Genomic DNA, 25,227 nt, shown 5'->3' on the forward strand with positions numbered 1-25,227 from the left:
ACTATTTCACCTTGATAAATCCATTTTTTTCGAATACTTTCATAGCCTCATCACTCTGTAAATACTCCAAGAACTTCGAAGCTTCAACACTATTTTTGGAGGCAGCTACTACTGCCGCTGGTAGTACAACCGGTTTATGAGAATTAGCTGGTGCTGTAGCCACGATTTTAACTTTGTCTGAGATGATCGCTATTGTATCCCAAACAAAGCCTGCTTCGGTATTGTCGGTCTCTACATAAGTCATCACTTGCATTAGATCCTTGCCCATTACCATCTTGGGTTGTAAAGTCTCCCATAATTTAAGGGTCTCTAGGGTTTCTTTCGTAGTCTTAGCTGCCGGAACTGATTCGGCTTCACCAATTCCAATTTTCTTAACCTCCGGCTTGGTTAGATCTTCAAAGCTATTGATAGAAGTGTTGCTCTTATTAACGATTAAGACAAGTTCATCACCCAGCAAATTTACCCTAGAGTCCTTCTTAATAAGCCCCTTTTGCTCTAGCGCATCCATTTGCGGCTTACCTTGAGAAATAAAAATATCAGCGGCAGCACCTTGCTCGATTTGATTTTGGAGCGAACCTGACGGTCCATAGTTAAATACCAAGTTCACTTGAGCATTTTTTGCTGTATACTGTCCTTTAATTTCTTCAAAGGAGCCTTTTAAACTGGGGGCAGTGGAAATCAAAAGTTCAATAGGTTTATTATAGGCAACTCCGTTGTCTTCCGGTTTTGAGGTTTGATTGACAACGCTGGAACATCCTGAGATAAACAGAACAAGTAATAAGATCGACCACGCAACAAATCTCAAGGCAACTTTAGCTTTACTTAACTTCCAGATTTTATAAAGTGGTTTCATGGCTTTCCCCTCTTCCTCATTAGATTTAGCAATGTGTGAACTCGTTCAACTAAAGATTAAAATTAGACAATTATTAGATCATCAGGATTAAATCGGAGGTTCCAAGGCTGTGGTTTATCCTTCAATTCAAACCACATTTGTTTGGTGATCTCCCATTGTATGTGATAACCGTCCTTTCCTAAAGTCGGGACTTGTATGGATAGATAGGTTGTTATCCTTGATGGAGTTTGACTTGCGAAATTAAGCCAACACCTAAACACATTGTCTTGTTTTTCATTTAAGGCCAGTTCGATTGCATGGGCACGAATACCCACAAATTCGATGTGTTTAACAATTTCGTTCTTGGCTTTTAAAGTTATTCCCCAATCCAAGGCCTCTACCTCAAACGGTGATATGTATTTTGCCAAAGAAAAGTTCTTGCACCCTGTTAATTGTGCTGATACAAGTGTAGGCGGCGACCTGAATACTTCTTCTGTCCCTCCTTTTGCTTCAATTTTCCCCATTGAAAGTATTACCAATTTATTGCAAACGCTATAGACTTCATCCATATTATGGGTTACGAACAGGGTTACTCCAAGATAATCTGCTAAATTCTCCGTCAGTTGTTTGACCATTTGGCTTCTTAGATAGTTGTCAAGTGCGGAAAATGGTTCATCCAAGAGTAACGCCTCTGGCTCAATAGCCAAAGCTCTGGCCAGAGCAACCCGTTGCTGTTGTCCCCCTGAAAGCTGGTTAGGATACCTTTTCTCCAAGCCTTCCAGCTTAATCATCTTCACCTTTTCCTTGATAATTGCCATTCTTTCCTCTCTCTTTTTATCTCCAATTCCGAAACCAATGTTCTCTTCCACAGTCATATTAGGAAAAAGAGCGTAGTTTTGAAATAAATAGCCCAGCTTCCTTTTGCGGCAGGGGAGATTAATGCCTTTCTGAGAGTCGAACAAAGTCCGGCCGTTGAGAACAATTCTGCCCCTATCCGGGGTATCAATTCCTGCGATACAGCGCAAGGTCATACTCTTTCCGGAACCTGAAGCTCCTAGAAGTCCAAGAATGTCCATGCCTGTCTCAAAATTAACCTCAAGTTCAAACCCTGGCAGTTTTTTTTGGATATCAACTAATATTTCCATACTATTTCCTGCCAGCGGCAGCGATCATCTTGCGCTGGTAATCCGTCCAATAATTCATTAACGTCATAACGATCAAGGAAACAATAAAAATAAGCATCACCCATATCAAAGCCTTTCTCATTTCTCCGCTTTCAGCTGCAAAGAAAATAGCAGCAGGAATTGTCAGTGTTTTCCCAGGTATATTACCACCAATCATGAGCGTTGCGCCAAAATCTCCCAAGGCCCTGGCAAAAGCTAATACCGTACCGGCAGCTACTCCCGGCCAAGCAAGCGGAATCGTTATTCTCCAAAATATTTTCCACTCTGAGACACCCAACGTACGAGCAGCATTAATAATATTTTGATCTATTTGTTCAAAAGCACTTCTGACCGTTCGATACATTAAAGGGAAAGCGACAACCGAAGCCGCAATCACAGTTGCTGGCCAAGAAAATATCACCGTCTTTCCAATAGACATTAAGAGTTTCCCAAGAGGTCCGTTCTTGCCAAAAAGTATAAGAAGCAAGAATCCTATAACTGTCGGTGGCAAAACCAATGGCAAGGTAAGCACGCCGTCAATCAATCCCTTGAATTTCCCCCTATATCCCGAAACAAAGCATGCAGCTGCAATTCCTAAGAAAAAGGTCACAATAGTTGCTATTATTGCTGCTCTTAGTGAAATCAGTAACGGGGCATAGTCCATTCCCAATAAATCACGATAAACACAATAACCCCCTCTCTATCGTCATGTACAATGGCACAATAAATAGGACTCCCAAAAAGAGAGCCCTAAATAAACTGGCTTCCCAGTCTAATACTTGCTACTCCTTTTCAAAATGGAAGGCCTACCCGTTTCCGGGAACACCCTGAGGACCTAAGGCCCTGTCCAGTGACCATGGATTTGCTCTTTAGGTCATTCTGGCTCGGAGATTTACTATTCTATTTTCCTTGATTTCGAAATACAGTTGATCTGCTTCACTGAGCTTTATCGAACTTCCTTAACTCCTCTTGCTTACCATGATCCAGCTTAATAATCTGATCTCCCAGCATTTCTGCTTCCTGAAGATCATGCGTTACTAAGATAAAAGGGATCTGCCATTGGACTTGAAGCTTGAGCAACTCTTGTTGAAGTGTACTCCGCGTGTCCTGATCAAGGGCAGAGAGCGGTTCATCGAGCAACAAAAGTTCGGGCTCGGTCATTAAGGCACGGGCGAGAGCGACTCTTTGTTTTTCTCCACCCGAAATCTGATTGGGATAGCGATTTCGCAAATGTTCAATCTTGAGCATTTCTAAGACATTGGAAACGGTAAGCACCTTGTTGGGGATACTCCCTTTCTGGGGCTTACCATACATCACATTTTTCTCCACAGTCATGTGCGGAAAAAGAGCATAGTCTTGGAAAACGTACCCTATGCGTCGCTTTCTAATTGGAATGTTTACACCCTGCTCAGAAGAGAAGACGATCTTGTCATTGATATTAATCTCCCCCGACGAAGGGGCCTGGAGACCTGCTACACATTGCAAGATCGTCGTCTTACCTGCACCAGAGGGACCAACAAGGGCAAGAATTCCATTGTTCAATGAGAATTCGATTTCAAGCTCAAAGGTTGGTAACTTTTTCTGAAAAAACGCCTTTAGCATTATGCCCCACCTCCTCGCGAGTCTCGTCGTGATCCTTTACCCCATCGGTTCAGTCCATAAATAACCAGAAAACTAAAAATAGTCATGATGATAACCAATACGCTTGCTTGCCCTGTGTCGCCCGCTTCATTAGCAAAGTAGATGGCAATCGGCATTGTTTGCGTCTTACCCGGAATATTTCCTGCAATCATCAAGGTAGCTCCAAATTCCCCCAGAGACCGAGCGAAGGCTAAGACTAAGCCCGCGACAATACCATTCAAAGCTAACGGAAGGGTTATGGTGAAGAACACCTTAAGTTCTCCAGCCCCTAATGTACGCGCTGCCTTCTCAAGATTTTGATCAACATTCTCAATGGCGACCTTTACAGATTGGTACATCAAAGGAAAGGCTACGACAGCGGCCGCGATTACTGCTCCCGCTAGGGTAAAGACAATTCGAGTATGAAACCATTGTTCGAACAACTTCCCTAAGGGACCGTTTTTCCCAAAAACATAAAGCAACATAAAGCCGATAACCGAAGGGGGAAGTACCAGAGGCAAAGTAATAACAGACTCTACAACATCTTTGCCGAAGAACTCACGTTTGGCCATAAGGGCAGCTATTGGTATAGAGGTACAAGTGACAATAATAACAGCGGCAAAGGCAACTTTCAGAGACAAAACTATCGGAACATAACTAAATTCCATCGGACTCCCCCGGAAATTTATTTTTTATTTTGCTAAGGTCTTAAACCCGTATTTTACAAATATTTGCTGGGCTTCAGAACTCTCTAAGTATTTTAGAAAATCCTCAGTAACTTGCTTGTTTTTAGTAGCCGAAATAACCGCTGCAGGATAGACAATGGCTTTATGACTGCTCTCTGGGACCACTGATACGACTTTAACCTTTGCTGACCCTTGAGCATCAGATTTATACACAAGTCCTGCCTCTACATTACCTGTTTCTACGTAATTCAGGACCTGGGTCACATCCTTAGCCAATACGAACTTCGGCTTTAAGGCATCCCAAAGTTTGAGGTTCGTCAATGATTCTTGTGCGTACTTTCCAGCGGGCACGGACTCAGGTGTACCAATGCTGATCTTATCAACATCTGGTTTAGTCAAATCTTCGAGGGACGTAACCTTGTTGTTATCCTTCCCCGTGACAAGGACTAATTCATTTCCTACTAAATCGACTTTACTCTCTTTAAGTAACAAATTCTTTTGTTCGAGGGCATCCATCTGGGTTTTCCCAGCAGAAATGAAAAGGTCAACCGGAGCACCTTGTTCGATTTGTTGTTGGAGTGTACCTGAAGCTCCAAAGACGAAGGTAAGCTTTACTCCGGTTGTTTTCTCAGCATACGCTTTCTGGATTTCCGTCAACGAATCTTTCATACTCGCTGCGGCAGATACCATGATTTCTGTAGATTCAACTTTTGGGACGTTTGTTGCGGATGGGGTATTACTTACTGTATTACAACCGACAGAAGATAGAATTAGCAGAAATCCAAAACTTAATACTAATAACCATGAGACTTTCTTCACTTATACTCCTCCTCAATCTTTCTTAGTAATCTCTAATCATGTTAGTTTATATTTGTTAGTGTTAGGAAAATAAGTATCTTTCATCGAACACGAACAAACGTAAGCTAACAAGACTGAACTACACTGCCATTATACGATATGTTATAATACAATAGCAAGACATAAGTGAGAAATTACTAATTGTATTCATTATGGAAAATACTCATGAGAGACAGGTGCGTTAGATATGTCCACTGATATTTCGTATACGCCTGAAGAAGTTGCCAAAATCCTTAGGATTTCCAAGTTCACGGTTTATGAGCTGATCAAGCGGGGTGAGCTGGCGGCTTACCATATTGGCCGCAAGGTCCGCGTTGAGGGCGCTGATATTGAGAGCTATAAGCAAAAATCTAAAGGGGTGAGTCCGCTGCCCTCCCTATTGGACCCCCCAGCACTGAGTGAGCGATTAAATCATACTACCACTCTTGACGAAAGCTTAGTTATCTGCGGTCAAGACATCGTCCTAGACATTTTAACCCGCTATTTGGAAAAGCAATTTCCACAGGTTCATTTTTTGCGTCGTTACATTGGAAGCATCGATGGACTGATGGCTTTATACCGCGGCCTTGCCAACGTTGTCACCGCTCACTTATGGGATAGTGATACTAATGAATATAACACCCCCTACGTTCGCAGACTAATGCCCGGTCACCAAACTTGTGTCATAAACTTAGTTTATCGAATGGAGGGATTTTATGTTGCCAAAGGAAATCCCAAAGGTATCATCACTTGGGGAGACCTAACTAAACCTGAAGTTCGTTTTGTTAACCGGGAAAGAGGATCCGGTGCAAGAGTGTTGTTAGATGAACAGCTGAGGCTTTCAGGAATTATTCGCAACGATATTCTTGGCTATGGAGATGAAGAAATGACCCATCTTGCCATAGCCAGTAAAGTTGCACGTGGGGAAGCGGACGTTGGGTTAGGGATTGAAAAAGTGGCCATGCAATTCATTAATCTTGATTTCATCCCACTGCATAAAGAACGCTATGATTTAGTAATACGCCTAGAAGATCTGGAACGCCCTCATTTTCAAGCCTTAATTAGCATCTTAAAATCCCCCTCCTTTCGCAATGAAGTGATGGGAATTGGCGGATATGACATATCCCGTATGGGAGAGATCCTCGCCAAAACCTAGTTGCTATCTTTCGATTGTCTACCATTAAGAACAGTTTTACGGTTCCAGCGCCTCAAATTTAGCATCGACGAGAAGTCCATTCTTATGTCCCGTATCTCTATGGCAATTGTTGCATCCTACTCCGTTTTTAATAAGTTTAGCATGCCCTTTAGGCATAGTCGGAGCCTCGGACTCTGGTTTGAAATCACCAACATGACAATTAATACAATTAGAATCGTAGACGACAGACTTCATTGGGAAAGAGTAATTTCCCTGAAAGTGGATTCCAATGTCTCTTATACCGCGAACGATGTAGTCAAGTCTATGAAAAGGCCCTCTATCTTCATGGCATGCCCGACAGTCTACAGTGCTATGAGGAGATTCATCCCAGGATACGACATACGGTTCTACTTCATGGCATTTCACACATGAAGACGGATTACAAAACCAAGCGTAGGAAAATCTATAAACAATATATATTACAAGAAAAACTAAGCCCATAAGAATTAAGCTCTTTTTAAAAGACTGCATACTTTAAATCACCCTTTTTTCTAAACACACCTTTTAATATAGGATTCTCAGTTCTTAATTTAATAATTCTTAATATTATATTTCTTTAATCGAAATAACTTTATAAAAAATAAGAGTAGTACTAGAGTTGCTTAACAACAACTCTGGTGCTACTCCCTATTTTTCCCCAAAATTCATAGGATTTATTGGAACCAGAATAGAACTTTGTTCTACCTTAATTACTTCTAGACTCTGAATCTTGATACCATCTCTATGAGATTATGTGAGCTTGCTTTTGATAAATCAGCCTGTTTCATTACCTCATCTGACTTTTCGACTACTGTTATGCTTTTCTGTGCAATATTCGTTGTCCCTTCAGCCCCTTGATTAGCGGCTACAGCAATTTCTTCGATTACTTTCGCCATCTCCTGTATTGAAGCGGTAAGTTCCTCCGAGGTTGCACTGAAGTCAGTTACAAGATTATCAACAAACTCCGCATCCTTATTATATTGCTCACTAATTTTAAGCATATTTTCATAGTCTCTAAGAACCTGCTTATCTATGAACTCTAGAACACTCGCAGAGCTTTCTGATAGGTTTCCGACTGATGAAACGACAATCTTTGTCACGTTCTGTATCTCATTAACAGTATTTTTAGAGTTCTCTGCCAGTTTCCTTATCTCATCTGCAACGACTGCAAAACCTTTACCTGCTTCCCCAGCCCTCGCAGCCTCAATGGCCGCATTTAAGGCTAGCAGATTAGTTTGGGATGTAATTTGCAATATCGCATCCGATAAGATATTGATCTGATCTACCGCTTTAGACTCTTCAATCGCTTTAATCATTTTTTCTTGCGTGTTTAGATAGATTGTCTGTGCATTGTTTTGGGAGGAGACTGCACCTTGGTTTAGTGTGCTTGCTCTTCTGCTGATTTCGCTCGCAGAGATGGCCCCCTGCTGGGCTTTAAGTGAGATTGAGCTCACTGCCCTCTCGATTTCAGTAACTGATGCACTCATTTCCTCACCTGATGCTGCAGTTTCCTCCATTCCAGCAGACAGTTCCTCTGTTGTTGCTGACACTTCATTGACCTGTGAGGTCAACTCGGTCATAGCTTGACCCGTAGCTATTACAGCGTTTTCAACATTTCGAGATTCGTTGATAACTCCTTTAACCACTTCTTTAACAGATTGTTGCATTGTGTCAATAGCTTTGCTGAGTACCCCTATCTCATCCTTCCTTTCCATGAGTTCCTTGGAAGCAGAGTGAGTGAAATCCCCTGTAGCTATGACCTTAATATGGTCTGTAGCCGACATAATAGGATTAGCGATCAACCTGGCTATAAAGTACCCCACTCCTAAGCTAATCAATAAAAGAATCGTTGAAGCAATCAAAATCGACCTGCCCATAGTATGTATCCCGGACATAACTTCATCTTTAGGGGCCGCCACAGCTAATGACCAGCTTGTTCCTTCAACAGGTGCATATCCAAGATATTTTACTATCCCAGTATACTCATACTCACCAACGCCCGTTTTCCCCTCGGTCATTAATTTTTCCAGCTTTACTAAAGACTCAAGTGAGGAATCCTGTTTAACATTTTCAAAGTCATTGTCCATGTTCATAACTAGTTCAACGTTACTATGAGCAATTTTCGTACCCTTTTCATTGATCATGAAAGCTTTGCCTGATTGGCCGAACGTAATATCATTGGTAATTTTGCTCAGATTAGCCCCATCCCTCAATGCAGCCAAAACGCCAACTATAACTCCTTCATGCTGTATCGGCACTGCATAGACGATAATTATGGACCCATCATCTTTGCTGACTAATGGTTCTGATATAGCTCTGTTCCCTGCTATTGCCTTCTGGAAATAGTCTCTGTCCTTAATATTAACCACTTTCCCGGTTGTCAATTCTGCCGATCCATCCAGTCCAGCAATAAGCATAGATATATGTCCGCTTCTTTTAGTCTCATCTTGAAGAATTTTGCTTTTGTCCTCCCAAGCATTGTTCAAATCCTTGATCCGATCTTGGTTGGCCACAGCTTCAAGAGTTCCTAACACAGCCTTCATTCTTTCGGAAACAACCCTTGCCCCTTCACCTGCTAACTCAGGCAGGTTTTGTTCAATCTGAGCCGTAATGGCTTTAGCACCGTCGATGTAGGATATCAGACCCAGGCCTCCACAAACGAAAAGTAAGAGAACTCCTATATATACAACCATTTTAATCTTTATACTTTTCATAATAATTGCTCCCATCAACTTCATTGTATTCTAATAGTGATTTGTTCAAGACTTATTAAGTACAAGATTGTTATCACCTTCATTCATTTTCTGGTATTAACACCACATCTGTTGCCTCTAAAACAAAACCTTTCAAATGAACACTATAGTTCTTGTTTGATATATTTTAGTCGTATTTTGGGCACTAACCGAGTGACTTAGGTCATTAAATTGAATGCTAAAGGCATAACTATGATCGATCTTTATAAAAAGCCAAAGGGACCGCCCCTTAATCTACAGTGAATTAATGGTCTGTCCCTTTGGCTTTTCCTACTTCTTAAGTTAATGACAATTTAAAGGGAGCTTCTTGCTCTGTCAGATTCATCCTTCTTATTTCCCCTTAGGCTTTCCCCAAGGACAGACCTTAATGCAAACCCCGCATATGGGCTTTCCGATTTCAGGCCGCTTTGCAAAATCTTCATTAACTTTTTCCACACATCGTGAAAAGTGAAGAGCTTCCTCTCTCGTTTGAGGATGATCTTCCCATGAGCCCCCTTTTATAGCCGAAGCCGGACAAGCCTCTTGACAATTTTTACATTTGCCGCATCGATTAGTTAGAATAGGATCCGGCTCAAATGGTGCATCGGTCAGTAACGTGGCTAACCGCACGCGTGGACCATATCCTGGGGTTACAAGCAAGAGGCTTTTCCCCTGCCATCCAAGGCCTGCAGCCTTAGCCATGGCTTTATGAGATATATGGCCCATCCAGTTAACCTTATCTACAACTTGTGAAGCAGGAATGGCAAGAGCGCGGAAGCCATTGCCGATAATCTCTCTTTGCAGACGCAGGTTAATATCATCTAATAATATATTCGCAGCCAGATAATGATGCAGGTACAAGGGGGTTGGTTCATTCACGATTTGTTCGAAAATATCCGGAGAAATGGCAACAGCAATCACGACAGCATGAGTGTAGGTCTCTAAAAGTCCCTGGGGTACGGTAGGAAGCCCTTCAACACGTGTCAAATCTGCTATCCCAACCAGGTCTGCCCCTAGCTCAATGGCCTTTCGTTTAATCATTAGAGCATTAATCGTCACAGTATCGCTCCCCTTCATTTTTTCCAAACCCTGATCGCACAAACATTTAACACCCATTTAGCATTCCACATACTTTCTGAATTTCCTTCAACACTATGCACCTCTTTATTAAAACAGCTTACTTAAATGAAACGAAAAATTGTATTATAGAAAAATTCCAGTTTATAAGTTCGGCTTAAACCGTACAAAAAACGTCGTGCCCGATAATCCCGTATCAATATCTATTTTAGCATTGTGCCTGGCACTAATGCTAAAACAGGTAGCCAGTCCCAAACCTGTACCATTCTCTTTAGTGGTAAAAAAAGGAGTCCCGACCTTCTCGAGGTTCTGACCCTTAATGCCAGTCCCTTCATCCTGCACCGCCAGAACGACCACATCCCCTTCCATGAACGTTTTTATCGTCAGTGTCCCGCCATCCGGCATCGCTTCCATTCCATTTCGGACAAGGTTCAAAATTAGCTGGCGAATCTCCTTCTCGTCCAGGGACAAGACTTCAATATCCTGAAGTTCTATTATAATGTTCTTGTCGCTAACCATCGCATCCGCCTGAATCAACGGGAACAGGTTCTCTAAAAGACTGTTGAGATTCAAGACCTTCAAATCTATGGTCTTAGTCTTAGCCAGGCTTAGGAATTCTGTGATAATGTTGTTTGCCCTGTCAAGCTCTTCGATCATCAGATCAAAATAACCCTTTGACTGTTTAAATTCTTCTTTGTCCCCTAATAACTGAAGGAACCCCCGAACGGTAGTCATCGGGTTTCTAACTTCGTGACCGATCCCCGCCGCCATTTGCCCCACAAGGTTTAAGCGGTCTAAACGAGCCATTTCCTTTTCAAACATCCTACGTTCGGAAATATCATGGTAATATACGGACAATCCTTCCTCAGATGGATAAACATGCACTTCATACGGTATATCAGAATTGCGTCCCTTAATCTCAAAATGTTCGGTTTCCCTCGTGTTCATGGCCCTTTTAAAAAAAGGGTGGAACTCAGCAAGCGACTCAGGGAAGACTTCCCAAATATTTCGACCAATTAACTCTTCCCGCCCCTTTAACCAATATTTCTCCGCCTCTTTATTGACATAGATGAACTGCCCTTGGTGATCTAGAGTAAAGAAGACATCCGTTATGCTTTCAAGAATATTGTTAAGCATAAGGCCTGTCTCTCTCAACTCTCTGGCAATTTTATTACGTTCGAATATTTCTTCTTTGAGCTTTTTATTCGTATGGAAAAGTTCGCTTGTTCGCTCAAGAACGAGCCTTTCCAGAGTTTTATAGCGATCTTTCCGCTCTTTCTCTAGCTGTTTCCGCTCAGTAATATCCCTCACAGACCATACGACAACCTGCTGCTCTCCAATGCTGGCCACTCCGATCTGAATCTCTACTGGGAAAGTTGCCCCATTTTTATGCATGGCCGTAGCGTCTAGTATCTTGATTTGACTTTTATCAAGATAATTCATAATATTCAGGAAAGAAAAGCTTTCTCCATGAAAAAGCTTTGATACATTCTTTCCCTGTAACTCCTCATGCTCATAACCGAACATCCCCGTTATCGCAGGATTTGAGTTAATAACTTGACCCAAAGTATCCATAGTGATCAAAGTATCTATGGAAGTTTCTCCAATCACGCGGGACAGAGCTTCAGCCTTACTCAAATCCGAAGTAGTTCGTTCCAAGCTTTCATTCATAGTTTGAAGCTCAAGTGCATCCTGCTTCAGCAATTCATTTTGAAGCTTAATTTGCTTCTTATGAAAATGTATCTTTACAAATGCCTCTATCTTTGCTTTGAGCATTTCTGGGTTGAATGGTTTAAACAAATAGTCAATCGCACCTAAAGAATACCCTTGTGCAATGTTTTCCGTGGAATGATAGATTGCTGTAATGAAAATAATGGGGGTATCTTCGTTCCTTTTTCTTGCCCTAACGAGCTTGGCAGTTTCAAATCCATCCATTCCAGGCATCTGTACGTCTAACAGAATCACTGCAAAATCATCTTTCAGTAAGCATTTTAAGGCCTCTTCTCCGGAGCTGGCAAAAACCAACTGATAGTCTGGTGATTTGAGTACAGCCTCCAAAGCCAACAAATTTTCTCGACGGTCATCAACAATTAAGATTTTCATTTTTTGCTCATCCTCGGTACCCCTCAGATTATTTTTATCTCTCTTAATGGATTCGTAATCGATTTTAGTATATTTTAGTATATTTTATTTTATTTTATTTGCTTTGCTTTGCTTTGCTTTGCTTTGCTATTTTACCTTACGATAGATTTTTTGCTCCGCATTAAATGCTTCATAACAATGAGAATAATTGTTAAAAGCTATGTCCTCCTTACCGCCTAAGCCCAAGATACCTGACATACTCAGGCTCTCATGAAACAGCCCATGAACACGGTTTTGCAGGACTTTATCAAAATAAATCATGACATTCCTGCAGACAATTACATTAAATTCATTAAAGGAATGATCTGTAGCCAAGTTATGCTGGGCAAATACCACGTTTCGGGTTAGAAAGGAATAGAAAATTGCTTTCTCCTGGTAGACCTTAAAATACTCCCCAAAATCGTTTATTCCTCCTGCTAGCAGGTAATTGTCTTTGTAGGCCTGCATTTTATCTAAAGAGTAAACCCCTTCCTTGGCCTTTCTTAGCAAATCTTCATTCATATCCGTGGCGTAAATCTTTGTTTTATGGTAAAGACCTTCCTCGTATAGTATGATAGCCATCGAATAAACTTCTTCCCCTGTGGAACAACCCGCATGCCAAATGCGGACAAAGGGGAGCTCTTTAAGAAGCGGAACTACGTTCTTCCTGAAAGACTTAAAAAAATATGGATCCCTGAACATTTCTGATACGTGAATCGAGAAATCCGAGAGCAACCGCGCCATTGCACAGGGGTCATGAAGAACCTTTTCCTGTAAACTGGACACATTTTTTAGCCTTTCAGCCCGAATGCGGTTCCAAATTCTTCGCCTTATAGAAGCTGACACATAATTTCTAAAGTCAAAACCACAGTAAAGGAATATCCCCTCTAAAAGCAACTGTATTTCAATTTTTTCTAATTCATCTGGGCTTTCTGTCTCAACAGTTTTCTCGTTTTTCTTTGAACTCACCCTATTCATCCTATCTATACAACCAAATCTTGATTAATGAAAATAACTGTTCAAGATTAACTGGCTTACTAATATAATCTGATGCACCCGCTTCGATGCATTTTTCCCTATCGTTTTTCATGGCCTTAGCCGTCAGGGCAATAATCGGCAAGTTCACATATTTAGGCATTTGACGAATGCGGCGTAATGCTTCATATCCATCCATCTCAGGCATCATAATGTCCATCAGTACTAAGTCAATATCCCAATTTTTTTCTAAAACCTCGATGCCCTCTCTGCCGTTCTCCGCAAATAGCGCCTTGATTTTTTGATTTTCAAGGGCTGTCGTAAGGGCAAATACATTTCGCATATCATCATCGACAACTAAAATTTTCTTACCCTCCAAGCGCGCATTTCCGTTCTCCACCTTTTGAACTTCATCTACCTTATTTAAAGCTACCGATGACGGTCTGACTGATCCTGTCCCTTGAACCAGAAAATTATCTAAATTGGCCACTGCCGCTTCGGCGTAAGATTTATCTAAAATCTCTTTTCTAACATCTTTGCCGGGCAGATAGAGTGTAAACGTACTCCCCTTTCCTTCAACACTCTCAATATCAATATACCCGCCCAATAACCTGGCGAGCTTCTGACTAATGGTTAATCCCAAACCCGTGCCCCCATACTTCCTGGCGGTTGTTCCATTGGCCTGCTGGAATGCCTCAAAAATCATGGTCTGCTTGTACTTCGAAATTCCAATGCCCGTATCTGTTACGGAAAAAGCCAATACCCACTCAGCATTCCTAAATATATTGTTCTTCGCAATCACTTGATCTTCTGCTCTTCTGACTTGGAGTGAGACACTTCCGCTGCCAGTAAATTTAAACGCATTGGATAGTAAATTCTTTAAGATTTGCAAGAGCCTTTGCTCGTCCGTAAAAGCTGTTACGGGCAGGTCTTCACTCATTACAACTGTAAAGTCCAGATTCTTTTGGCTCGCCACTGGCAGAAAATATTGTTCCACATAGCGCATCATATCAGCCAATTCCAATACCTCAGGCTCAATAGTTATCTTGCCTGCTTCTATTTTAGAAAGATCTAAAATGTCATTAATTAAAGCCAACAGTTCATTTCCCGAAGAAAAGATAGTTTTTACATACTCAATTTGACTAGATGTCAAATTGCCTTCTTTATTTTCGGACAGCATCTGAGATAGAATCAGCAAGCTATTCAGCGGCGTCCGCAACTCATGGGACATATTTGAAAGAAACTCTGTTTTATAATTCGAACTTTCTTCAAGCTGTCGAGCTTTTTCTTCAAGAGCTGCCTTCAAAGCTTCTAGTTCCGTTGCTCTCTTTTCAGACTGTTTATATTGCTCCTCCAGATTCTCATTAAAGGATTTAAGTTCCTCTTGCTGCAGCTGAAGTTCTTCTGATTGGGACTGAAGTTCTTCCGTCAAGACCTGCGATTCTTTCAAGAGACTTCCAATTTTCATCTGAGCTTGAATACGGTTTATAGTGATCCCTATGTTCTTTGAGACTTGTTCCAGCAATTCTTGTTGCAAGGGGCTGTACGCTTGAAGAGATGCCAGTTCCATGACAGCTACCACCTCTCCCTCAAACGACACTGGAAGTATAATGAGGCCCAGGGGTAAAGTGTGTCCCAAGCCCGAAGAAATCTTAATATAATCTTCTGGGACCCCGTCAATTATAATTGTTCTATTTTCTAAAGCACTCTGCCCCACCAACCCTTCTCCAGGGAGAAAAAGGTCCCCTACAAATCCTAGTGGACTAGGCGCATAAACTGCATACTTTCTGAGGCAATGAGTTTCCCCGTACTCCTCCATGATATAGAAGACGCCATAACTTGCTTCAACCATGGGGATTATCTTTGTGATCAAAAGATTGGTCAGAGCTTTTAGATCGTCTACCCCCTGGCATAGGGCTGTAATTTCTGCAGTTCCAGACTTCAACCAATTTTGAGCCTCTATTTTTTCAATAAATTCTTTTTCTTGCATGGCATGTTCTTCTAAGGAACGGGCCATATCATTAAAGGAGGCAGCAATTTCTCCAATCTCATCATTCGAATGGATGCCAATACGCGGTAAATTAATGTGTTCCTGAATTGACGAAAAACTGCTCATAACTTCAGTGACATTCTGTATCCCATCTGTAACCCTGCGGGTGATCCATGCAGTTATCCCCACTCCCGCAAACAATGTTACCAGAAGAGAAATGAAGAAAAACATGATTGCGCGGTTATAGGCAGCTGCTGACGAACTCATCAAGTCATCCAATGCCCCATCTTCAAGATCATTTAATTCCTCTACGTATTTGAATATCAGACGCCGTTCTTCAGCCCCTGCATTGATCAGCTTATCGAACTCCTCCTTCTGGTCAGAAGAAGCTAAAGTTATGCAATCCTCTTGCAGTTCAATGTAATTGAGGTTTTCGGTTCTTATCTGGCTAAGCAAATTCTTTGTGACATCACGGATGGCCGAAGCCTCAAGGGCATCCAGAGCCGTCTTGACCTTCTCTCTGGAATCCCGGATCGATTGAACAGTCTCTGCGAAACTATGACTATCGATCTCCAACAAAGCTATATCTCTTAAATACCTACTAATATTGTTGAGTTCATTTTCAACCATTTTTGAGTGGGTGATTTTTTGGTAGCGCTCCTTTTGATTGCTTTCCACACTCTTATTTGCTCGATCTAAGGAATAAATCGAGATCCCAAAGAATACAGCCATTATGGCCAAAATGGAGGCGAATCCCAGGAATAACTTCGTCTTGAGCCTCATCCTGCAACTTCCTTTCTGATTAGTCCGTCACTTGTTCACTTTAAATAATTAATCTAGTCATTCAACATTTGACAACTGATCTCCTTTGGTAAACGTGTCGATACTTGTCAAATAATTCTGGATCTTAACGGCATTCAACGTCAGTCCTCGATTTTAGCAGGAAAAGAATGCAGAAGAGCAAGCAGCCACCCCTTTACCCAAGGGAGCTCCTTGCTCTACACACAGTTAATAAGTATATCATTAATCCTTAAGATTAAAGTTGACGACACGACACCCTGTAATGTATCGATCAATTCGCCAAACTCCATCCTTATCTTTTGAAAGTCATTAAAAAATGTTTATGGTAACAATTTTAGCCACTTTATTAGATTCAGACATTCCTCTCAATGTATCTTGAAGTAAATCTAAATTCTCTCCCAGCATAAAAAGGTCACCGTAGTTCTCTGCAAATGAAGCCCTGGGGAACGTAAAGCTGGTATCATATTTAGAGGTATCTAGTTCCCCGTTAGATTCGGATGTTCGATAGGCAAAGGTTACCTCATCAAGATTATCGATCATACAAAATACCACTAAAGCATTTGTTCTCGAATTTGTTTCTATATCAGAATCTGGTGTTATAATCGGCCACTGACCTTCATATTTAATTTCCGGCGATGCGACTTCGTAATATATTGTTAGACTATAAGGTTTTTGACTAGTTTCCATCGAGATATACTGTTGCCTGAAGTGGTTATCAGGAACAGGGAGACGTTGTGCAATAGAACCAACTTTACTGGGATCTCCTACATATCGGGTTCTATAGTTTGAAATCTCCGCTAAATTGTACATTGGCTCACCAACGAGACGAGCTTCTTTTGTTCCCTTCTCTTCAGTGCTATTAGCTATATTAGGTAGGCAGTCTGTTCCACGTCCTACTCCTGCACCTATATATAGTGCGCTAAAAATAACAAATCCCAGTAGTAATAGCTTAACTGTTTTATTCATTTCTATCACAACCTTAAATAGAGTACGCCTCTCATCAATCTCAGTCTAATCTAGCTTCTTAATTCCTGTAACCTAATTCCAGGTTACATTTGTAAGTGAATAGTTGCCCTGCCACACTAATGAGTATTTCAATGATACTGTTATTGATCAGATTTAGCACATCTTCGCGACTTCATCTAATATCAATGCTTCTTTGAAGGGCTTAGTGATAAAGCCTTTTGCTCCGTACCTAATACTTTCTTCAATAATAGCTTTTTGTCCCATTGCAGAACACATTAATACTTTTGCATGGGCATTATAGTTGAGAATTTCCTTTAATGATTCTAGGCCACTTAATATCGGCATGGTGATATCCAATATTACCAGTTCGGGGTTCAAGTCCCTGTATTGAGAAATGGCTTCTTGACCGTTTGAAGCCTCACCAATAACGTGATGTCCTGCCTTTTCCAATACTGCTCGAAGCATATTGCGCATAAATGAGGAATCATCTACAACCAAAATTCTCATAATATTAACCCCGCTCTTCTCTGCAACAATAATCCAATGACAAAAAAATCCATACCCAAGGGCTGGCCTAAAACTTCCCTTGGCAACCCGGCGATCTTTACTTTTAAGTAGAAGACCCGTGGCTTTGCGTCCTTAGTTTTCACTAAGTTTGCCTTTATCAAGCTTATGTGCTATTTTGGACATGAACAAAAATTAGGTAAGCTCTGTAAAAGGCTATTGTCCTTTGAACACTTTTTACGAACCATGGTACTAGGTTTAACACCTTGTTCAGTATATTACCTCCACCTGTCCCTGTCAATATCGAATTACTTTTCTTGGTGCTTTTGCATTTATCTACAATATTAGACTTTTTTTGCAAAGGAGTCAGTACCATTGGACAAGAGACGCTTCTATAAGGAAAAAATACTCGAATGCGCCACAGACATTATTGAAACTGAGGGAATAGACCAGCTGACCGTCTTAAATCTAGCTAAAAAATGCAGTATCAGCAAAAGAACCTTTTATGAGATATTTTCTTCAAAGGAAATCTTAATCAATGAACTTAAGCAAATCGGTTATAACTTACAAATCATTGATGAGAGGGAGGCAATTATTGAAAAGGCCCGGGAAAGATTTGCTGAGAAGAGTTACAACAGAATCGACATGGAGGAGATAGCTAAGGCGGCTGGACTTCAGCGTGGGACATTGTATAAATACTTCAAATCTAAGGAAGAACTTTTAGAATACTGTATCGAACGTGAAACCGAAATGATTAAGCGAGAGGCAGGAGAAATATTATTAAATGTTGAAAATCCTGCAGAGGCCTTGGAAAACTATATTACTGGTTATTGCAATTACATAGGCGAGCCCTATCCAAATACTTTATTTTTAGAAGCCTATAACCAAATAGCCCATAATAAGAAGATTGATCAGTGTACAAAAGACATACATCATTTTTTTGTTAATCGTATAATGGATCTGCTTGAAGCTGGCATTAATAAGGGTGTTTTTCGCCCTGATCTGGATATGGAGGGTATTGCAGTATCTATATTGGCAACTTTAAATGGTCTTGACTTTTTTAGTAAAATTGACCCTTTGCTAGATATCAAGGTACATATAAAGAATAATGTACTGAATCTCTTGTTTAATACAATATTGGTAAAATAGGAAATTTTGATTGGAATCCATTTAATTATTGCAAGTTTATATTTTAACGTTTTACTTGACTTAAAGTGCCCTCTATGGTTTATGCTATTTAAAAAGCACAATTTGCTAAAGAATTCAGGTGCAAAATTACGTTAAGGTTAAATCTTGGTTATATCCAGGAATTGTAAATTATGCTTTGAAAACTGAATTTATTAAAGTTTAAATCTTGGAGGTTGTTAAGTTGGAAAAATCAAAGGTTTATTTTACGGACATGCACACGACAATGAACGAGAATTTGCAGCAGAAGTTAAGCCGCCTGATCAAAACAGCAGGAATTAGCCAAATTGATTTTGAAAAAAAATATGCGTCTATTAAGATTCATTTTGGTGAACCGGGTAATTTATCCTATCTCCGCCCTAATTTTGCCAAAACAGTTGTGGATATTGTGAAGGAGCTAGGCGGGAAACCGTTTCTCACAGATTGCAATACTCTCTATGTAGGTGGCAGAAAAAATGCCCTCGACCATCTTGATTCTGCTTACGTCAATGGCTTTTCTCCCTTTTCCACTGGTTGTCATGTGCTGATTGCGGATGGCTTGAAAGGTACTGATGAGGTGTTAGTTCCTGTTGAGGGTGGAGAATATGTGAAAGAAGCAAAAATCGGTCAAGCTATTATGGATGCTGATGTGTTTATTTCTTTGAATCATTTCAAGGGGCATGAGTTGACTGGTTTTGGAGGAGCGTTAAAAAATATAGGGATGGGTTGCGGTTCCCGTGCTGGTAAGATGGAAATGCACAGTAGCGGAAAGCCCCAAGTTTCCCACGAACAATGTGTAGGCTGTGGCATGTGCACAAAAATTTGTGCACACAGTGCGATTAGCCTCACAGAACGTAAAGCTTCCATTAATCACACAAACTGTGTTGGCTGTGGCCGCTGTATTGGCGTTTGCCCAACAGACGCTGTTCAACCTGCTTGGGGCGAGTCAAATGAAATCCTGAATAAAAAGATTGCTGAATACACCTGGGCCGTACTGCAGGGACGCCCTCACTTTCACATCAGTCTGGTAATTGATGTTTCTCCTTTCTGCGACTGTCATTCAGAGAATGATATACCGATTGTTCCGAATGTAGGTATGTTTGCGTCCTTTGACCCGGTTGCACTGGATGTTGCATGCGTGGATGCGGTAAACAGCCAACCTGTCATGGCAGGCAGTCTTCTTGAGAAAAGCACCCGTGAACACCATGACCATTTTACCGACGTCAGCCCAAACACTGACTGGAAAGTTGCAATCGACTATGCAGTAAAAATGGGTTTGGGCAGCAAGGACTATGAATTGATTGCAATCTAATGAAACAGATCTATAAACTATGAACATCGAGGCAGGAATCTATCCACTGTCTTGAACCCTATGCTTATCGGCATAAAAAAATGAATATTGCAGGATCGTTAAAGATAGGCCCGGCGGAGTTTATAACGCCCGAGGCCTATCTTTGTTCATATTTACTTTGACTTGAGACACAGATAAACGGCAATGGCTATTAGTTGGGTTAAGAGTCCCAAAGCGCAAACTCCATACCATCCAAAATGGGCATAGCTGTATGAACCGAGATAAGAGCCGAGAGCTCCTCCGGTAAAATACGAAACCATATAGACCGTATTTAATCTGTTGCGCGCTTCATCGTTTAGGGCGTGCACTCTGGCCTGATTAGAAATCTGACATGACTGAACCCCTAAATCAAGAAAAACAACACCCATAATCAATCCCCATAGTTTAAATCCAAAAGCAAGGAAACAAAGATAAGCAAACATCACCGCGATCATGCCTATTCCGAGTGTAAATTTCGGGCTTCGTTTGTCTGCTATCCTGCCAACTATCGGTGCGGCCATGGCCCCAGTCACACCAACCAACCCAAACAGCCCTGCAACATCAGCTCCCATATGATAGGGCGAACCCTCAAGTAAGAATACAAGCGATGTCCAGAAAGCACTGAATGCTGCGAACATCAGTGCTCCGTTCAGGGATGCTTCTCTTAATACAGGAAGGCTTTTTGTCAGGCTCATCATAGATGTGAATAATTCTTTGTATTTCATACTTGAAGTGGGAAGACATAAGGGCAACAATTTGCTCAAGGAAATTGCGAGGATAATCATCAAAGCCGAGGCAATGAAATAGACCATTCTCCATCCCCAATATTCTCCCACAAGACCACTGAAGGTACGAGATACCAATATGCCAATAAACAAACCGCTCATTACTGTTCCAATGATCTTCCCCCTCTCTTTTGGATCAGCTAGCTGCGCTGCAAAGGGAACAATCAGTTGAGGCACGACAGAAGTAAAACCTACAGCAAAAGATGCGATTGAAATCACAGTTATATTAAAAGAAAAAAACATGAACATCAATGAACCAGCTGAACAGAGTAACATCGTGACAATTAGAGACCTTTTTTCTTTAATATCCGCCAAAGGCAAAATGCACAGCATTCCGAGGGCATATCCAATTTGCGTTATCATAGCCACAAAGCCAACGCTAACTTGAGTGACTTGAAAATCATTAGATATTTCTACCAGTAATGGTTGTATATAATACAAATTGGCCACAGTGATGCCGCTGGCTACAGCCATTACCAGAACTAAAAAATTACTTAATTTAGAATCGCTTTGTTGAACGATGTTATCTTTCAAGAAATCTCAAACCCCTTTACTATGCATTAGTATTTATTAATGTTCACTGCTTGAAATTCAACATTACCTAGTCTATACTGATGTTAGCACTTTGAGTTAGCTCTAAGTCAAGTTTCCATAAAACTAATTATCCTTTATAAAGGAGACGTTACATTTGGGATACTCGATTAGCCAAGTTGCAGAAAAGTTTGACCTCACTGCTCACACGATAAGATATTATGATAAAGAAGGTCTCTTGCCATTTATAGATCGCAGTAAAGCTGGAAACAGGGAATTTTCAGACAGTGATCTTGAGTGGCTGAAACTCATTTGTTGTTTGAAAAATACGGGAATGCCGATTAAACAAATTAAGCAGTATATCGAATGGTGCTTGCAAGGAGATGATACCTTGGAAGTCCGACGACAAATGTTTATTGATCATCGCAAAGAGGTTTTAAAACAAATGGATGATTTAAAGGAAAATCTTAAAACAATCGATTATAAGCTTGAATTATACGATTCCGGTTGTAGTATACCTCTAAACGGAAACAAATCATAGAATTTTTATGTGCCTGGAAGAACAGCCTTTGGCATCAAAACCGTGCACATGGAGTTAAAATCAAATGTTGCACCGATGCAACATTTGCCGCTTTGTTCCTTAATAAAGTTAAGCTCGGACGCGATTTGCTCAGGAGTCCTGTTGGAAATTTCCATCCTCATACAGACTGCCCATCCTTAGCGGATTGCTCAAAGTCTGAGTTGGATATTAAGTGGAAAAATCGAAAGATTCTGGTTGCCTAAGAGCGAAAAAGCGGGTTAGTTAGCAAGCCTAAATACAAATACTAAAAAGCTGCCGTAAATAATTACGGCAGCTTTAGCACATTCTCTCCCAATCTTAGGCCTTTTAGCAACATTAATTCTCTTCCGAAGACTGTCCCCTAGCCCTTATTTACTATTTTTCCAAATTTAATTCTGCTTTGGTCATTTGTATTACGGCCTTAAATAAGTCTCCATCAATTTCAATATTGAAACTTCCTTTTTGAACTTCTATCAGACTTTTGGCAATCGATAATCCCAACCCGCTTCCTTGACTGCTTCTGGATTCATCCCCTCGTTTAAACCGCTCCATTAGCTCGTCAGAAGAAATATTTAATTCATAGGCCGAGATATTTTTAATGATCAGTGTTACCCCAGTGCCTGTATCAATAATATCAATATAGACTCGTGACCCTTCCAGCGCATATTTAAATATATTTGATAACAAATTCTCGATAGCTCTCCACAAAAGTTTTCCATCGGCTTTGATATATACTTTATCGTTAGTGTGACCAAGCTTGAATTCTAACTTACTCTCTTGTATTTTATCATCAAGTTCCCCTAACCCCTGAGTTATTAACGATAAAAGATCGATTTTTTCGAAATTTACCAAGATAGTCCCACTTGAAGCCTTAGCTGCTTCAAACAAATCTTCTGTTAACACTTTTAATCGTTGCGACTTCTGATCAATTATTTCGAGATATTCTTTGACCTTTGTCTGATCCTTCTCTTGCTTCAATAAATCGACATAGGTGATAATAGAGGTTAAGGGAGTTCTAATATCGTGAGATACATTAGTGATTAATTCTGCTTTTAACCGTTCACTTTTGGTCTCACTTTCAACTGCTTTGTATAAGCCGTCAGTGATGCTGTTTATATCCGCAGCAAGTTTAGCAAGCTCTCCCTCTCCAGCTACATTGATAGTGTAGTGAATATCTCCATCTTTTACCCGCTTTACCCCATCTTTTATGGCATTAAATTCCTTTACCTTCTTAAAGGCTAACCAAGTTGCTACTCCAAGCGTTATTGGAAACATAAAGAATGTTATGGCTACTATTACTGGATAGCCTATTACTATTAAGACGACTTTCACTGCCATACTTCCACTATTGTAGATATCGTTGATGAATTTAAATAGTTTATGAAAGATGCTATAGGTCAAGGTGTGCTTAATAAATGTCCTGTTTTTAAGATGTTTTACTAAGGACAGAACCAATACGCAAACAAGGGCAACTATTAGTAAAGTGATTGGAAATATTAATTTGAAGCTCTTGAGATTATCCAATTGATCCATAGCCCCAACCCATAATGCAATCAACACAATACACATGCCTATGTTGAAATCATTATAGATTCTGTTGATAAAGTTTAGTTGAATCTCTTGGTCTTGGTCTGGTCTTCTACCTGTAACTAATATTAGATATATAAAACTTGCTGCAAATCCTAGTAAAAAGCCCGCTATTTGATAGAGACCATTAGTAATTAATAGTTTATTTTCTTTCCATTCTAAAATTTTGGAATTTAAATAATCCTCCGTAAAAGCAATATACATAATGTCTTGTAACCCTATTTGATCAATACTCGCACTAACCCAGTAATAATCCCTACTATTGTTGATTTCCCGCGGAAATATCTCTCGTTCAGATCCATCAAAAATCATATAGGACGGATGGGATTTGAAATAGTTCTTAGCTTTATCTGGGCTATTAGTAAATTCATTTCCGCCACTGTTTGCATAATAGAGAAGACCTTGATAATTAGCTAATCTTTGCATCGTTAAGTCATAATCATTAAGGTCATATTTGATTAAATTATCTTTGGCTTGTAAAATTTTATCGGCATAGACTTCTCTGAATGTCTTAAAATTTTCCTCAATCGTTAAATTAGGGTTATAACTCCTTGAGTTGTATTCAAACTCTCTAAACAAATTGCTTTCTTCATTTTGAATCTTTTCTTCGGTAAGAGTTCCGCCAGTTAAAATAAATTGCTCGCTCTTATATCTTTGTACTTTTCTCAAACTTTCAACGATTTCTGAGCTGTCTCTTTGATAATCGTTGCCCTGATAATAGCTGTTTTCAAAAATAATATCAAAGTCAGCCCTATGCAAGAATGCAATATTCAAAAATATTGTTACGGCACTAGCGAAACACAGTACTGTAATTATAAAAACAATAACCTTTGTTACAAGTGAATGGCTATATTTTTTCCACTTTATATCCAATTCCCCACACCACCTTCAAATATTTCGGTTCTTTTGGATTTATTTCTATACCTTCTCTTATCTTCCTTATATGAACTGCAACAGTGTTTTCCGGAGAAAAGGCAACTTCCTTCCATACCTTTTCATATATTTCGTCGATGGAAAACACCCTTCCCGCATTGGCCGTCAAAAGCTTTAATATCTTATATTGGACGGGAGTTAGCTTTACTTCGTCACCATCAACCGTTACAACTTTACACTCGTCATCTATTACAAGTCCGCCAGTTTTATAGACATTACTTTTTGTTTCCATGCTCCCCAGTGTCATATATCTTCTTAGCTGAGACCTCACTCGTGCAATTAATTCCAAAGGATTAAAGGGCTTGGTAATATAATCATCAGCCCCCATATTTAAGCCCATTATCTTGTCAGTATCCTCAGATTTTGCTGAGAGCATAATGACTGGAATATTTTTATCTTCTCTGATCTTCATAGTTGCCCTTAATCCATCCATTTGAGGCATCATAATATCCATAATAACCAAATGTATTTCATTTTCTTCAACGACTTCCAGAGCTGCCAGTCCGTTAGAAGCTCTGAATACTTTATAGCCTTCGTTCTCTAAATAGATTTTTATAGCATCTAATATTTCTTTATCATCATCGCAAACTAGTATATTCATGATGTATCACTCCTACGTATTGGTTTATACAATCATATCACACCCTTTATTATTTCCTTTAGGTAATGATATCAACTAAATCTTATGATAATCTTAATCTAATTCTTAAGAACTTCTTAACAATTAACCATGGAACCAACAATTGAGAGGCTAACGCCAATCCTCCAGGGCACAAGCGATCACCGTGGTTTCACTTATCGCTGTCCTTAAATGGCCAAGTGTCTTTGATTTAAAACAAAGAAACCCTCTTTTGCTAGAA

General features: G+C 40.2%; 22 protein-coding genes and 2 riboswitches. Of the genes, 4 read left to right on the forward strand and 18 right to left on the reverse strand.

All coding sequences use genetic code 11. The features are described 5' to 3' along the window. Position 1 precedes the first annotated feature (1 nt). The 6 genes from modA (BUB11_RS14970) to modA (BUB11_RS14995) all read right to left on the reverse strand — a co-directional run bounded on the left by modA (BUB11_RS14970) (position 2) and on the right by modA (BUB11_RS14995) (position 5,120). On the reverse strand, positions 2 to 853 hold the full coding sequence (modA, locus tag BUB11_RS14970; RefSeq protein WP_073030567.1) for a molybdate ABC transporter substrate-binding protein: 852 nt from the start codon (positions 851 to 853) through the stop codon (positions 2 to 4). Between the two features lie 62 nt (positions 854 to 915). Continuing rightward, positions 916 to 1,977 carry a sulfate/molybdate ABC transporter ATP-binding protein gene (locus BUB11_RS14975; RefSeq protein WP_073030568.1) on the reverse strand — a complete coding sequence of 354 codons (1,062 nt, stop codon included), beginning with the start codon at positions 1,975 to 1,977 and terminating at the stop codon, positions 916 to 918. Between the two features lies 1 nt (position 1,978). After that, on the reverse strand, positions 1,979 to 2,659 hold the full coding sequence (modB, locus tag BUB11_RS14980; protein ID WP_073030569.1) for a molybdate ABC transporter permease subunit: 681 nt from the start codon (positions 2,657 to 2,659) through the stop codon (positions 1,979 to 1,981). 104 nt (positions 2,660 to 2,763) lie between these two features. Next, a riboswitch (molybdenum cofactor riboswitch) is annotated at positions 2,764 to 2,897 on the reverse strand. A 34-nt stretch (positions 2,898 to 2,931) separates the two neighbouring features. Next, complete coding sequence (locus tag BUB11_RS14985; RefSeq protein ID WP_073030570.1) at positions 2,932 to 3,597, reverse strand: ATP-binding cassette domain-containing protein; 666 nt, start codon at positions 3,595 to 3,597, stop codon at positions 2,932 to 2,934. Further along, positions 3,597 to 4,283 carry a molybdate ABC transporter permease subunit gene (gene modB / locus BUB11_RS14990; RefSeq protein ID WP_073030571.1) on the reverse strand — a complete coding sequence of 229 codons (687 nt, stop codon included), beginning with the start codon at positions 4,281 to 4,283 and terminating at the stop codon, positions 3,597 to 3,599. Before modB (BUB11_RS14990) ends, BUB11_RS14985 begins: the two co-directional genes overlap by 1 nt. A 24-nt stretch (positions 4,284 to 4,307) precedes the next feature. Then, positions 4,308 to 5,120: a molybdate ABC transporter substrate-binding protein gene (gene modA, locus BUB11_RS14995; RefSeq protein ID WP_073030572.1), complete on the reverse strand. Its 813-nt coding sequence runs from the start codon at positions 5,118 to 5,120 to the stop codon at positions 4,308 to 4,310. Between the two features lie 226 nt (positions 5,121 to 5,346). Here modA (BUB11_RS14995) and BUB11_RS15000 point away from each other — a divergent pair, with 226 nt between their 5' ends. Continuing rightward, positions 5,347 to 6,294, forward strand: coding sequence for a helix-turn-helix transcriptional regulator (locus tag BUB11_RS15000; RefSeq protein WP_073030573.1), 948 nt, complete (start codon positions 5,347 to 5,349; stop codon positions 6,292 to 6,294). A 36-nt stretch (positions 6,295 to 6,330) separates the two neighbouring features. Here BUB11_RS15000 and BUB11_RS28285 read toward each other — a convergent pair whose 3' ends face one another. The 8 genes from BUB11_RS28285 to BUB11_RS15040 form a co-directional block, all read right to left on the reverse strand. Continuing rightward, complete coding sequence (locus tag BUB11_RS28285) at positions 6,331 to 6,528, reverse strand: multiheme c-type cytochrome (protein ID WP_242947556.1); 198 nt, start codon at positions 6,526 to 6,528, stop codon at positions 6,331 to 6,333. Between the two features lie 500 nt (positions 6,529 to 7,028). Further along, the gene (locus BUB11_RS15010) at positions 7,029 to 9,026 is read right to left on the reverse strand and encodes a methyl-accepting chemotaxis protein (RefSeq protein WP_073030575.1); all 1,998 of its coding nucleotides are present in this window, start codon (positions 9,024 to 9,026) and stop codon (positions 7,029 to 7,031) included. Positions 9,027 to 9,395: 369 nt separating this feature from the next. Then, positions 9,396 to 10,160 carry a 4Fe-4S double cluster binding domain-containing protein gene (locus tag BUB11_RS15015; protein WP_242947557.1) on the reverse strand — a complete coding sequence of 255 codons (765 nt, stop codon included), beginning with the start codon at positions 10,158 to 10,160 and terminating at the stop codon, positions 9,396 to 9,398. A 105-nt stretch (positions 10,161 to 10,265) separates the two neighbouring features. Next, positions 10,266 to 12,224 (reverse strand): PAS domain S-box protein, encoded by a 1,959-nt coding sequence (locus tag BUB11_RS15020; protein ID WP_073030576.1) that lies wholly within the window; start codon positions 12,222 to 12,224, stop codon positions 10,266 to 10,268. A gap of 126 nt (positions 12,225 to 12,350) precedes the next feature. Next, the gene (locus tag BUB11_RS15025) at positions 12,351 to 13,211 is read right to left on the reverse strand and encodes a CheR family methyltransferase (protein ID WP_427846316.1); all 861 of its coding nucleotides are present in this window, start codon (positions 13,209 to 13,211) and stop codon (positions 12,351 to 12,353) included. Positions 13,212 to 13,221: 10 nt separating this feature from the next. Continuing rightward, a complete protein-coding gene (locus BUB11_RS15030; protein ID WP_073030578.1) occupies positions 13,222 to 15,990 on the reverse strand; it encodes a response regulator in 2,769 nt (922 codons plus the stop codon). Between the two features lie 327 nt (positions 15,991 to 16,317). Continuing rightward, on the reverse strand, positions 16,318 to 16,974 hold the full coding sequence (locus BUB11_RS15035; protein ID WP_073030579.1) for a DUF4825 domain-containing protein: 657 nt from the start codon (positions 16,972 to 16,974) through the stop codon (positions 16,318 to 16,320). Positions 16,975 to 17,127: 153 nt separating this feature from the next. Further along, the gene (locus BUB11_RS15040) at positions 17,128 to 17,481 is read right to left on the reverse strand and encodes a response regulator (RefSeq protein ID WP_073030605.1); all 354 of its coding nucleotides are present in this window, start codon (positions 17,479 to 17,481) and stop codon (positions 17,128 to 17,130) included. Between the two features lie 78 nt (positions 17,482 to 17,559). After that, positions 17,560 to 17,644, reverse strand: a riboswitch (cyclic di-GMP riboswitch). A 209-nt stretch (positions 17,645 to 17,853) separates the two neighbouring features. Here BUB11_RS15040 and BUB11_RS15045 point away from each other — a divergent pair. Both BUB11_RS15045 and BUB11_RS15050 read left to right on the forward strand, forming a co-directional pair. After that, positions 17,854 to 18,627 carry a TetR/AcrR family transcriptional regulator gene (locus BUB11_RS15045; RefSeq protein WP_073030580.1) on the forward strand — a complete coding sequence of 258 codons (774 nt, stop codon included), beginning with the start codon at positions 17,854 to 17,856 and terminating at the stop codon, positions 18,625 to 18,627. 220 nt (positions 18,628 to 18,847) lie between these two features. Further along, a complete protein-coding gene (locus BUB11_RS15050) occupies positions 18,848 to 19,954 on the forward strand; it encodes a DUF362 domain-containing protein (protein WP_073030581.1) in 1,107 nt (368 codons plus the stop codon). A 152-nt stretch (positions 19,955 to 20,106) separates the two neighbouring features. Here the strand turns inward: BUB11_RS15050 and BUB11_RS15055 are convergent, their stop codons facing one another. Further along, positions 20,107 to 21,231, reverse strand: a complete 1,125-nt coding sequence (locus BUB11_RS15055; RefSeq protein ID WP_084110303.1) for an MFS transporter — start codon at positions 21,229 to 21,231, stop codon at positions 20,107 to 20,109. A gap of 214 nt (positions 21,232 to 21,445) precedes the next feature. Here BUB11_RS15055 and BUB11_RS15060 point away from each other — a divergent pair, with 214 nt between their 5' ends. After that, entirely contained in the window at positions 21,446 to 21,829 is a 384-nt protein-coding gene (locus tag BUB11_RS15060) for a MerR family transcriptional regulator (protein ID WP_073030583.1), read from the forward strand. A gap of 5 nt (positions 21,830 to 21,834) precedes the next feature. Here BUB11_RS15060 and BUB11_RS27575 read toward each other — a convergent pair whose 3' ends face one another. From BUB11_RS27575 to BUB11_RS15070, 3 genes are all read right to left on the reverse strand, one after another. Further along, complete coding sequence (locus BUB11_RS27575; protein WP_159436940.1) at positions 21,835 to 21,990, reverse strand: hypothetical protein; 156 nt, start codon at positions 21,988 to 21,990, stop codon at positions 21,835 to 21,837. A 232-nt stretch (positions 21,991 to 22,222) separates the two neighbouring features. After that, a complete protein-coding gene (locus tag BUB11_RS15065; protein ID WP_073030584.1) occupies positions 22,223 to 24,307 on the reverse strand; it encodes a sensor histidine kinase in 2,085 nt (694 codons plus the stop codon). After that, entirely contained in the window at positions 24,282 to 24,968 is a 687-nt protein-coding gene (locus BUB11_RS15070; protein ID WP_073030585.1) for a response regulator transcription factor, read from the reverse strand. Before BUB11_RS15070 ends, BUB11_RS15065 begins: the two co-directional genes overlap by 26 nt. Between the last annotated feature and the right edge of the window lie 259 nt (positions 24,969 to 25,227).

This window comes from Desulfosporosinus lacus DSM 15449, from assembly GCF_900129935.1.
In the GTDB taxonomy this organism is placed as follows: Bacteria; Bacillota; Desulfitobacteriia; order Desulfitobacteriales; family Desulfitobacteriaceae; genus Desulfosporosinus; species Desulfosporosinus lacus.

What these genes read in the sequence shown, in the direction of transcription:
- BUB11_RS15035 (WP_073030579.1), bottom strand. Translation starts at nt 16,974, where the DNA reads ATGAATAAAACAGTTAAGCTATTACTACTGGGATTTGTTATTTTTAGC.
- modB (WP_073030569.1), bottom strand. Translation starts at nt 2,659, where the DNA reads ATGGACTATGCCCCGTTACTGATTTCACTAAGAGCAGCAATAATAGCA.
- modA (WP_073030567.1), bottom strand. Translation starts at nt 853, where the DNA reads ATGAAACCACTTTATAAAATCTGGAAGTTAAGTAAAGCTAAAGTTGCC.
- BUB11_RS14985 (WP_073030570.1), bottom strand. Translation starts at nt 3,597, where the DNA reads ATGCTAAAGGCGTTTTTTCAGAAAAAGTTACCAACCTTTGAGCTTGAA.
- BUB11_RS15070 (WP_073030585.1), bottom strand. Translation starts at nt 24,968, where the DNA reads ATGAATATACTAGTTTGCGATGATGATAAAGAAATATTAGATGCTATA.
- BUB11_RS15055 (WP_084110303.1), bottom strand. Translation starts at nt 21,231, where the DNA reads ATGGCTGTAGCCAGCGGCATCACTGTGGCCAATTTGTATTATATACAA.
- BUB11_RS15030 (WP_073030578.1), bottom strand. Translation starts at nt 15,990, where the DNA reads ATGAGGCTCAAGACGAAGTTATTCCTGGGATTCGCCTCCATTTTGGCC.
- BUB11_RS15040 (WP_073030605.1), bottom strand. Translation starts at nt 17,481, where the DNA reads ATGAGAATTTTGGTTGTAGATGATTCCTCATTTATGCGCAATATGCTT.
- BUB11_RS15015 (WP_242947557.1), bottom strand. Translation starts at nt 10,160, where the DNA reads ATGGGTGTTAAATGTTTGTGCGATCAGGGTTTGGAAAAAATGAAGGGG.
- BUB11_RS27575 (WP_159436940.1), bottom strand. Translation starts at nt 21,990, where the DNA reads ATGAGGATGGAAATTTCCAACAGGACTCCTGAGCAAATCGCGTCCGAG.
- BUB11_RS28285 (WP_242947556.1), bottom strand. Translation starts at nt 6,528, where the DNA reads ATGAAGTCTGTCGTCTACGATTCTAATTGTATTAATTGTCATGTTGGT.
- BUB11_RS15010 (WP_073030575.1), bottom strand. Translation starts at nt 9,026, where the DNA reads ATGAAAAGTATAAAGATTAAAATGGTTGTATATATAGGAGTTCTCTTA.
- BUB11_RS14975 (WP_073030568.1), bottom strand. Translation starts at nt 1,977, where the DNA reads ATGGAAATATTAGTTGATATCCAAAAAAAACTGCCAGGGTTTGAACTT.
- BUB11_RS15000 (WP_073030573.1), top strand. Translation starts at nt 5,347, where the DNA reads ATGTCCACTGATATTTCGTATACGCCTGAAGAAGTTGCCAAAATCCTT.
- modB (WP_073030571.1), bottom strand. Translation starts at nt 4,283, where the DNA reads ATGGAATTTAGTTATGTTCCGATAGTTTTGTCTCTGAAAGTTGCCTTT.
- BUB11_RS15020 (WP_073030576.1), bottom strand. Translation starts at nt 12,224, where the DNA reads ATGAAAATCTTAATTGTTGATGACCGTCGAGAAAATTTGTTGGCTTTG.